This is a genomic window from Chloroflexus sp. MS-G, from assembly GCF_000735195.1.
Taxonomy (GTDB): Bacteria; Chloroflexota; Chloroflexia; order Chloroflexales; family Chloroflexaceae; genus Chloroflexus.
This window is the reverse complement of sequence record NZ_JPIM01000133.1, coordinates 1-11185: the sequence shown is the minus strand read 5'-3', so window position 1 is coordinate 11185 and position 11185 is coordinate 1. Positions and strand designations below refer to the sequence as shown.

Annotated in this window: 7 protein-coding genes; 3 read left to right on the top strand and 4 right to left on the bottom strand. The window is 53.5% G+C overall.

Annotated elements, in window-relative coordinates; all coding sequences use genetic code 11:
- The 4 genes from JE47_RS0117625 to JE47_RS0117605 form a co-directional block, all read right to left on the bottom strand.
- Positions 1-1008 (bottom strand): Kelch repeat-containing protein (locus JE47_RS0117625; RefSeq protein WP_031461017.1); only part of this gene is annotated, 1008 nt, incomplete at its 3' end.
- A gap of 268 nt (positions 1009-1276) precedes the next feature.
- Complete coding sequence (locus tag JE47_RS0117620; RefSeq protein WP_031461016.1) at positions 1277-4546, bottom strand: clostripain-related cysteine peptidase; 3270 nt, start codon at positions 4544-4546, stop codon at positions 1277-1279.
- 905 nt (positions 4547-5451) lie between these two features.
- Positions 5452-6606, bottom strand: a complete 1155-nt coding sequence (locus tag JE47_RS0117610; protein ID WP_031461014.1) for an MGDG synthase family glycosyltransferase — start codon at positions 6604-6606, stop codon at positions 5452-5454.
- Between the two features lie 3 nt (positions 6607-6609).
- On the bottom strand, positions 6610-7749 hold the full coding sequence (locus JE47_RS0117605) for an MGDG synthase family glycosyltransferase (protein ID WP_031461013.1): 1140 nt from the start codon (positions 7747-7749) through the stop codon (positions 6610-6612).
- A 417-nt stretch (positions 7750-8166) separates the two neighbouring features.
- On the opposite strand from JE47_RS0117605, the gene JE47_RS0117600 reads away from it, so the two are divergent.
- Genes JE47_RS0117600 through JE47_RS0117590 form a run of 3 tightly spaced genes read left to right on the top strand, consistent with a single transcriptional unit; the run spans position 8167 to position 11091 of the window.
- A complete protein-coding gene (locus JE47_RS0117600; protein ID WP_031461012.1) occupies positions 8167-8793 on the top strand; it encodes a hypothetical protein in 627 nt (208 codons plus the stop codon).
- Between the two features lies 1 nt (position 8794).
- On the top strand, positions 8795-9706 hold the full coding sequence (locus tag JE47_RS0117595) for an alpha/beta hydrolase (protein WP_031461011.1): 912 nt from the start codon (positions 8795-8797) through the stop codon (positions 9704-9706).
- Positions 9703-11091 (top strand): GAF domain-containing sensor histidine kinase, encoded by a 1389-nt coding sequence (locus tag JE47_RS0117590; protein WP_031461010.1) that lies wholly within the window; start codon positions 9703-9705, stop codon positions 11089-11091. Before JE47_RS0117595 ends, JE47_RS0117590 begins: the two co-directional genes overlap by 4 nt.
- Positions 11092-11185 lie beyond the last annotated feature (94 nt).

Genomic DNA, 11185 nt, shown 5'->3' with positions numbered 1-11185 from the left:
CATACGAGATGAAGGTGCAGTAGGATCGGGGAAGAGTCGCCAGTTGCTCCCATTCCAGACCCAGGTATCAGCATAGGTGTTGAACAGACCACTCCCACCAAACAGGAATATGTGCTGATGTGTGGCCGAGAATGCCGCGGCAGCCCCGCTGCGAGCAGTCGGTGACACTGCCGGGGTCAATCGCTGCCATGTACCACCGTTCCACAACCAGGTATCGGCAAGGATGTCGTCTTCATTCTCACCACCGAAGAGCAAGACCCCATTCGACGTTGTTACCAGAATGTGATCGCTTCGCGCCGGAGGGGTCGGATCAGACGTTTCTCGCGTCCAGTTGGCACCGTCCCAAACCCAAACATCGTTCAGGAACCTGGTATTGAGACCCAATACGATCTTTCCGCCAAACAACACGACGCGATCGGTCGTTGTATCGTAGGTCATTGCATAGGACTGGCGGGGTAGAGGTTGGGTTTCCGGTTCCAGCTTGATCCAGATCGTCCCATTCCAAACCCAGGTGTCGTTGAGCGATTGACCGTTACTGCCTCCGAAGAGCACAATTTGCCGCCGCTGGGTGTCGTAGACCATCGCATGAGATCGGCGCGGCGATGGTGATTGGGCTGGCTGGAGTTGCTGCCATGTCCCGTCTCGCCATACCCACGTATCACTCAGGAACGAAAGCCCATCCCATCCGCCAAACAGCACTAATTCCTGCCGACGGGCATCGTATGCGAGCGCAGTATCACGACGTGGTGTGGGACCGTCATTACCAATCCACTGCCAGCGTTCGTTGCGCCAGACCCAGAGGTCGTTAAGCAATCGGTTGCCATTGGCCGCTATGCCACCAAAGAGGAAGACAGTATCCGCACTGGCGGTCATAGCATGATACTGACGAGCTGGTGGAACATCTGGCTGCCAGCCGAGTAGTTGAGTCGCGCCAACAGTGGGAGTAATAGTAAACCAGGAACTACACAACGTGACAATGAGCAAGCACTGAAACATCAGTCGCGTCATACGCTGCTCCATTCACCTACTGGTGAGCATGTGCTCTGCTATTGTGAGAGAGTGTGGAAGAAGTCTTTTTTTGGCAGCGAAGACACGAATAAGAGGTATGTGCTATCGTTGTAGGGGATCGTAAAAGCTCATAGTCTAGCAAAGAGAATGCAGGGGCGGATCTGCACTCGCCCCTGCTATGACGAGGTAAGGAGAGGAAGCCTCCCTCCCAGTTGAGGGAGGCACGTGATGGGAGTCAGATTTGAAGAGGGTTTCTGCCAACGTACCGCTACCGTACCACCAACGGCACGTACACTATATCTTTCGGGCGAAGTAATGGTAAGAGACCTGCTGGTCCCAGATCAATAATCGGTAAAGTGGTCACGGTAAAGTAATGGTTCAGGAAATCGTCCCACTGGCTGTTGGCAGTGAATTGGAACAGTCGGTGAGAGCTATAGCTTTGGAAAGCATTGCCGCCTGACGAGAGTGGGAAATAGATACTGACCCCATTGGCGTTATCAAGATTGATAGAGAGATTGTCAATATTACCACTCTCTCGACGCGAAACGACGACCAACTGATTGCGTACCCGATCCAGCACCTGCTGCGCGGCAGCATTGATGGACGAATTGGGGATCGACTGTACCAGACTCGCCCAGTGCACGAGATCGATATACTCATCCTCCTGGGTAATCTTGTACAACGGCTCGCGGGAGTCGAACTTCTGCACGTTCTGACGCGCTCGTTGGAGATCGGTCTTGACGCTTTGCAGGTTATTTTGTAATAGGGTTAGCAGTTGATCGAGCGCCTGCATAACCGACTCGACATGCCCTAGATCGAGCACGGAGATAGTGCGTGGGGAGCCGATCAGGGCTGCATGCCCGAAATAGCGTTCGGCAATCTGCGTTGCCAGGCTGCGGGGCGTACTTGCGGCGCTTACCTCTGCAATCGCCTCGTTGAGACTCTCCAACATTGGCACACCCTGGAGAGTGACCTGTTCCGCATAATTTTGATACGCAAAGACCGACCAGGCCAGATACTGTGACGCAATCAGATACCCGGCATAGTTCCGCAGCTCGTAGGCATGCTCGAGAAGCGCCATCGAACAGGCATCGTAATGCACAATATCTATCTTGCGCTGCCCATTGTTCGTCGCCGCTCGTAGAGCCTGGCTGATTTCCCATGGCTCCAAAACATCGTTCCCACTATTCTGATCCGGTCCAATACCTAACAATCCATTGCCATGTCCGGCCAGGGCCAGGTAGGAATATCGCGCCGGGTAGGTATCCCGTGCCCACCGGACAAACTCCTGGAGGGTCTGGGGGTTCCCCATATTCAGTTCACCTAGCAGCTCTCGCTGTATACTTGTTGCCTCAAACACCAGACGCTGCGTATCACCGTTTTGATCGCCATCGACCAAGACCACGATCTTGACATTAGGGTTCGCCGTTGCCCGTTCGAGGGACTGAAGAGCGCGGGCTATATAGCGATAAAGGTCATTATCACCGTTGAGATAGAGCATAAAGAGGAAGAGTGTACAATCCGCCGTCGTTGCCGTTACCGTATTGCTCGGTGCCGATTCCCCGTCATTGCTGTAGGCGCTAACCCGATACGTATACGACTGCCCGCACTGCAAATCGGTGATAGTGTGCGTGGTTGCATTCGCGCCCAATGTGGCAATCCGGTTCCAAGTATTGCCATTCTGAACGTAGATGTAGAAGCCGGTCTCATCCGTGGAGTTATCTTGCCAGGTGAGCGTAATGCTGGTAATGGTTCGTCCGATCTGGCGTAAATTGCTAGGAGGTTCAGGGACAGGCAATTTCGTCCATGAGAACTCAAGGCAGGCATGACCTGTTAATTCAGTGAACTCGGCCAATACATTATGGTAGCCTGCACTGATGTAGCGATCAACTACGTATTCTTCATTCACCTGACTGGCATCCTCATCGAGAATCACCGGGTTCTGGTTAATATAGAGGTTGATGACATCATCAGCCCGAGCGCGGAAGCGATACACGCCCTCCTCGAAGTAAAACCGTCCACTCATCCGTACCGTGAAATAATCTGCCCAAACACCCCACTTACCATCAAGAGGAGAGCCATTACCCCAGCACAGGCTATTTACGGGATAAAGGGCTCCATTCCTGACCCAGGTCGGTCCCATCTGAACGTTCGAGGGATTGGAAAGATAATTGCGATACTCGATGCGCCACTGCCCGTCCACGGGTGTCGGCCACGGACGTGCTTCAACATTTTCCGATGAGTGATAAATAAGAATACCGTTACGAAAGTTCTGTTGCGGTTTACCATCGGTATTAATGTATTCATCGCTCGTAGGTGGACCAAGCCACGAATCCCACGCCCCTAAGACGTGTCTGTAGTGATGCCAAATTCCCCCACGAATGATATAAGCTGGTGTCCCACGAACCTGCTCATCGCTCGGGCGGTCAAGCACGATAAACAGTGCACCAAGCTCGCCACCGTCGAACTCCTGCAGCAGCACTCGGTTCGTGTTACCATGCCAACGAACTGGCCCAACAGGATAACCAACCTTCGCCGCTCCACCATTGCGGTTGTAAGCCTGCTCAAACACCTCCACCCGATCACTAGGTTGACCAATGGTGTACCCTGTACCAATAGCACCTTCGTTCACAATCAGACTGTTGACACAGCGGCTCAACCCATCGCGAATGCGCACCATACAATTCCCGGATACCCGCCAGCCACCAATATCAATTCCGTCAATTGCCAGGTTTTGTCCATTCACTTTGATCCAGAACTGAAAGTGAGCACCGGTCACCCACCCCCCACAGCGTACCTTCGTGCCCTGCACCCCAATCGGCGCCCAACGACTCACCCACTGACCATTCGGAACAGAGATTGAGTCCAGATGATAGTAATGGCTCTCCACGCCACCGCCGTGATCGATCCGCACGTAAGTATCTGCTGCACCAGGACATGCGTGGTAGACGACCCCACCACGTGCGGCGTGAACCAGCGCTCCAGGCGAACCGGCGAAGTCGAGTGCTGCCAGTATCGATCCGCCTGGCGCATGGGGACCCTGGGTTAGATACCGACTCTCGCCGACCGGCCAGGGTAACCCCATAGCCAACCCACGGTCATCTTGCAATGTTACCGCTTCATCGGCTGCGAGCGTAATCGGTTGGTCTGACGTGAGGGTAGCCCACTGCTCAGGCGTGAGTAATAGGCGCGGAATAGTACGCAAGGCAGTTGCAAAATGCGTGGTATGTTCAATAGCCACTGCCCAGGTATCGCTCTGCTGTTTTGCCAGGAAGAGAACGATGTCTGGAGCCGCATCTGATTCGGGAAAGACACTGACCGAACCAAAGGACCACTGCTCGTATTCGGAAATTCGGTTGACAAACAGCGTGGCGTTAGTCGGTATTGTTGCCTGATCGCGAATTGCTGTCTGCACCGCTTGCTCAAGCGTACCTCGATATTTAGGAAGGTTTGGTTTTGTTTCGGCTTGAGCAATTGACAACGAGCCGATAATAACGAGGATACCGGTCATAAGAACAAACAGACGATAGCGTAGCATAAAGGTGTTCCTCCACGATAGTGTCAGTCGACGAACAGCAATTAATGTTTGCTTGAGGGGTCTTCTTTTCATAAGAGATGCTCAGATGGGGGCAAATTTGGCAGGGTTGGAGATGTCAGTTGGGAACAATAGCGATGTTTCTCCTTCGCTCGAGCAAATTAAAGGCTTAAATGGTGAGGGGAACGTTGACAGGCAACTGGCTCCCCTTCCTCGCACCGTGTGGAAGCGGAAGGATGGACAGAGCGTGGCTAGCGCGAAAGCATGTTGGCAATCCCTCACGCAATGGTTGTGCGGGCACAGTACGTTCCCAATAAGAAATCCGGGTTTTTGATCAGGCTCTGCGAATCCGTGCCTGGCATGAACGAGGGGTACATACGCCAGATGGGATGGTGTTCGGTGTTGGCAACCAACTGCAAAAAAATGGGACTACGGTAACGGTGCGTTGCTGCGAGTGTTACCACTCGTCCTCTTGCACGCCGGCAGTGGTAGACGGTTATCGAGAAGCCTGGAACACTGCTGGCAATTGTCTGCGTAGGACACCTAATCAGGCGCGGATGGAGCTTGCAACAGACAAGTCCGACACCTAGTGAGGGAAAGGGAGATGTGATCGGTACGCTACATTCGGCGCGCCGGGCAACTGCTTAGCGTACTGGTTATGTGTAGATCGTGCGTCGCAAACAAATACGATACCGGTACTACCGACTGCTACGCAGACGGTAGTACCGGTATTCGTTATGACTTACGGGTATTCCTGGATTCTGGCGTCAGCAATTGCGTAGTCAAGTGTTGTTGAACCGATTGCTGCTCTCAGGTAATCGCCATGAGATTGATCGCACGAAACTATTTTATACCTGCTGTGGTGCAATCGAGTCACCGATACGATGTTCCAGAGTACGAAAGCACCTCTACACCTGACGTATCACCGATTGCAGGTTTAACTGTTGATGAATAATACGGGCAATCTGGATAGCGCCATCACGTGGCACGGCATGCTTAAGCCGTTCTACCGTTGCTGCATAGCGCTCTGGGTCTTCAAGACTGGCAATAGCTGCTACAATTCGTTCATTCGTTGGGCAGAAGAACCCCAACTCGTAATTGAGAACAAAATCTATATTTCCGTGTTCCTGTAAACCGACCGCTTCGGTAACGATCACTGGTTTGCGCATCACCAGAGCTTCCATCAATGTTCCTGGACCGGCTTTGGTCACCACAACATCACTGGCCGCCATTAACTCTTCCATGTTGTGAACAAAACCAAACAGATGGGTATAGGGCAACCGTGGCCCGTTCCGCAACTCTTCGTAGAGCGCACGATTCTTGCCGGTGACAACCAGAAACTGTTTGTCGGGCATCTGTTGCTCGAGCATTTGCACCAGTTCACCGAGTCGACCGGAACCAACCCCACCGGCAGTCAAGAGCACGGTAAACCGATCCGGATCAAACCCTAGATCGCGACGGGCTGTTGGTGCATCGCGATTCTCGGCAGCGAACTTCGGATGTACCGGAAAGCCACAACGCTGAAGCTGGCTGGGTTTCATGCCACGTTTGTGCATCAATCGGTAGGCTTCATCGGTTGGCGTGAGCGCCAGATCGACACCAGGGTAGCTCCAAGAAGCGTGCAACGAAACCAGATCGGTGACGACGGTCAGCACACGAAATGCATGCCGACGGCGGCGACGAGCGGCACAGACCAGCCGATGAACAAGCGGGTGGGTGACGACGACTAAGCGCGGCTGTCGTTCACTGAGGAGGCGATCTAGATTCTGGCGAGCGATAAGATAGACAATCCGCGACAGAAAACTCACGGTCGATTGAGAGTCGGTCAGGCGAAACGAGAAATTGTACAGCTTGAGCCAGCGGGTTGATAACTGATCGTAGATACCAGGGGCACTACGAATACCGGGCACATTCGTTGCCTGTAAGAGGTCTTCGATAGCCCAGGTAATACTCTTCCCTGACATTAGTTCGAGCGCAGCACTGATCGCCACCGCAGCACTGCGGTGACCACCTCCAGTATCAGAAATGGCAAACAAGACATCAATTGGTTGTCGGTTCGTCATAACTCAATCGTGAACATGATGGGCAAGATCGGCAATCACCTTTTCAGCAATATCGAGTGCAGCACGTGGATGGGCCGCAGCTTGGGCACAACGCCGCATTTCGGCCAACATCGTTGGGTGGTTCAACAGCGTCAAGACAGCTCGTGGCGCCGAATCACACATTCGCAACTGGATGCCGCTACCGGTGCTCACCACGTAGTCAGCATTCCATTCCTCCTGACCAAGGATTGGATCGACGATAATCATCGGTGTGCCACGTGCCATGACTTCACTTACAATCAAACCACCAGCTTTGGTAATGACCAAATCGCTGGCCGTAATCAGATCATCGACGTAATCGATAAATCCCAGTACCCGCAATTCAATATTGGGTGTGGAGATAAAGTCACTCAGCGATTCGACTAATGTCGTATTGCGACCGGCAACCACGATCAGTGTGGCCTTTAGTGGACTCTGCATTAAACCACTCACCATCAGCCGCACGTGTTCATCGTCAATTCCGCCACCGAAGAGGGTAACGACCGTTCCTTCCATGGGCAGATCGCGACGCCGACGTGCCGACAAGCAATCGTTTGGCTCGGCAAAACAGGGATCTATTGGAATACCACTCACAACAATTTGTTGTGGACTTACCCCACGCTCGATCAATTGATTGCGCGTCTGTTCATCACCAACAAAATAGCCATCAATCTCGGTGTAGGTCCAGAATGTATGAGCTGCGTAATCGGTGATGACACAATAAATCGGCTCAGTCAGACGGGCACTCCGCTTATACCCAACCAGTAGCTCCATCGGTAGAAAGTGGGTGCAGATAATCACGTCTGGCTGAAATGCGCGTAACACCTCTTTAAGACCGTTGGTACCGATGCTCTCAACTAGTTTGCGAATATTGTTGGTGATTTCGGCCAGATTCGGATCAGCATTGGTCTGCGTGTAAAAATACCCCCATACCAGCGGCGCCCGGTCGGTCAATTCAAGGTACGACCGGGCATATGCGAGGCGAAAGAGCCGTGAGGTGTGGTCGAGGACATCCTCGACTCGTACTTCACCTGGCTGACGACGGCTAAACGCCGCAGCCAGCGCCTCAGCCGCACGCTTGTGGCCGGTTCCTACCGATGCGTGTAAAATCAGGACTCGTGGCATAGCACTATCTCCGACGAGGCACCGTTCCGAGAGGGCCTTTCATCCTGTACCAAAATTGCCAGGCACTACTCGTTGTGATGCAACCGATAATCCTTTCTCGTTAACGGTATGGTACCATGTTTCGCCGCGATCTGTTTTACGTAGCACCAGTATTTTAGAAACGAGTCGGAAAAGTGCTTCTGTTGCAGCCTTCACTTGCTGTACCATTGGCGTCCCTCACCTTCCCCTCCAGCCCCCCTTCCGTTCCCACAAGGGTCAGGGACCGCTTCCTTCTCTATTTCGGCCACCGGAGAGAGAAATTCCCGACATCTACCATCGCCCCTTTTTCAAGAATATGCAGAACCCATTTGCCTGCAAGCGAACCTTCGCGCACAATGAACATGGTATGCTGCAAGGAATAAAACCGTCGGAGCACATATGCGAGGAATCGGTCGCTTGTTGAGAGTGCTTTTTCGGAGTCCAGTGCGTGCGTTCGGTTGCCTAGTGTTTATCCTAGGAGGAGGTAGTCTGGCAACCTGGCCACTGGCCACTGTCGGAACCATCGTAACACTCATCACCCTGCTTACGATGGTTGCCGGGCTGACCCTCTTCTGGCGTGATGCGGGCTGGTTTCGTCGTCTATGGGTAGGTGGCCTGATATTGGCGGCAACGGCAGCCATTATCGCCCTCCTCAATCCCAATACGCCACGAGGGTTGGTGTTTCAAGTGGTAGCGGGCCTGGCCCTCTTGCCATCACTTATCGCTGCTATTGGCTATGTCTGGCGGCAGCGCTTACGTGGTCGCTATGACATGCCGGCTCAGTCGCTGCCCACATCGCCACCAGCACCTACCGATCTGCCCCCACCATTACAGTGGCAGAGACCGGTTATCACCGATTTGCCGCCACCGTTACCGTGGCTGAGAACAGCTATCACCGATCCGTCAACACCAGCATCCCGGCAGGTGTCTTCGCCCGATGACCTGCCAATGCCACTGCAACACGAGAGCACAATTCCCGCGACTGACTTGCTTGACCGGTTATTGAAAACACCGCCAGAGAAGTGATATGGAGATCGATCCACGTGCTCAATTGATTGAATGGCCCAGCACCAGCCTGGGGGTCAACGGACGAATGTATATCTATACGCCGCCAGAGTATGATCCTGATGGACCGGCTTTACCGGTTGTCTATCTCTTGCGCGGTCACGAACGCGAGTGGGTTAATCGACGTGAAGATGATAGCCGGATTGGAAGCGCCATTGATGTTTACGAGCGAGTACGCGCACGGGGTGAGATTGGCCCGATGTTGTTAGTTATGCCCGGTTTAGCCAGTACTGACAACCGCATTCCCGGTTTACTGGCCGATTTCATTGCGCCACAATTGACCGATGCGCCGGGCATTGGGCATGGTCGCTTCGCTACGTTCTTTTTCGATGAGGTACTGCCTCTTGTTGAACACCAATTCAACGCTCATCCGCGTGCCAGAGCGATTACCGGATTTTCACTTGGTGGTTATATGGCGATCAAAGCTGTTGCCATGCGCCCGGAGCTGTTCGTAAGCGTCAGCGCCTACGATGGCTCCTTCCCATACGCCAGTGATTGTGGTCGCAGACCGCGTCGTTACGATACGCTCTTTACGGCACCGATGTTTGATCCGGCACTGGGTCGTCCACGCAACTGGCAACAATTGCGCGATCACAATCCGATTTGCCTGCTTATGCAGGCCGATAGAACTGCACTGCGTCGAATTAGCTGGATGATCCAATATGGGCCAGAGCACATTGAACCATGGGGTTCAAATTTTTATCGGGGTGAGTACCTACTACGGGCACTAGCTACGCTGGGTATCGCCAATGCCACCCCACAAGCTGCTCTTCCTGATGGTGCGCATACCTGGGCGGTAGCTGATCGTCATCTCGAACAGGCTCTCCCATTACACTATCGGGCTTTTGAACAAATTATCAAGAAAGACTCATGAAATCACCGCCATCCAATACAATTGAATTGCTGATCCGCTTGCGCTGGCCGCTCGCCGCAGTTGTAGGATTGCTATTTGCACTAACCCGGATGGTAGAAGGCATCTTCTTCGACGCGGCGATGGAAACGCCAACTGGTCGAACCATTGATCCGATTGTCTGGGGTATTCTCGCCTTTGGTGCTATCTGGGTGGTGTTCAGTTGGGCCATTCGTCAAGAGCAGATCCGTAGGTCGAATGAAGCGCGGATGCTTGAGGCACTGCGCGAAAGTAACGAACGGCTGGAATTGCTCTACGAAATAAATCAGCGCGTGGCATCGAGTGCGACTCTCGATGAAGTCCTCGATTACGCCATTACTCTGCCGGCCAGATTAGTCCATGCGGCTGCTGCCACGATCGTTCTTATCGATGAACGAGGACAGCCGTATACCGCACGAGTGACCGGGATAGATGCCGCCTCCCTCGAACGCACCAGAACTGCTTTCCATCAGCTTTCGATGAGCATCCCTCCGAGTCAACCGGTTATACTCCAACCACAACAGCCATGTGCCTGGACAGCATGTCTGATTTTACCGTTGGTTGAACGAGCAGTACAACCAATTGGCTGGATTGAAGCATTTTTGAAAGAAGACAAGGCAGCCGCGACAGAAAGCCGACAGCCATTGTTAGCAACTGTAGCCGCTGAACTGACCGAAGCAATCATCAACTGTCGGCGCCGTGACCGGGTTATTGCCAGCATAGCTGCTGTTGAACGCGCTATCAGCGCCGAGCGTACTCGCATTGCTCGTGACCTCCACGACGGTGTTGCCCAATCGTTGGCATTTATGCGGATGCGGATCGATTTGTGGGAAGACTGGCTACAACAAGAGCCAGAACGTCTACGCGCCGAGTTTGCCGATTTCAAGAGGAACCTGCGGCGCCAGATTGAAGAGTTACGACGGGCAATTTTTGCCCTGCGCCCGATTGAAATCGGACAGCTCGGCTTTGCCGGTGCGCTCCGGCGCTTCGTTCAGGAGTTTGCCGAACAACATGACTGGAATGTTGCCATCGATTTCGCCGAGTTGCCCCCTGATATACCGCCAGTATTGGAACTAGCCGCCTTTCGCTTTGTTCAGGAAGCGCTGAACAATGTTGCCAAACACGCGCAGGCTCGTCGGGTTTGGGTCAAGCTAGGAGTGCGTGACCAGGGACTGATCATTCATGTACGTGATGACGGAATTGGGTTTAATCCGGGCGAAGAACTGCCAGCCGGTCACCTGGGTTTGCGTCAGATGCGGGAACGGGCTGCGGCTCTCGATGGTCATGTAACTATCATTTCACGTCCTGGCGATGGCACTGAAGTGCGAGTCTGGTTGCCATTGCTCTATTCATCAACACCGGTGGCCTGAAACTGGGGGGCAACCAGTATGCTGATGCGTCAAACGATGGTTTCCAGCCACGTACCGCAAGACGCGGGCCAGCGGCCCGCGCACCCAGGACACC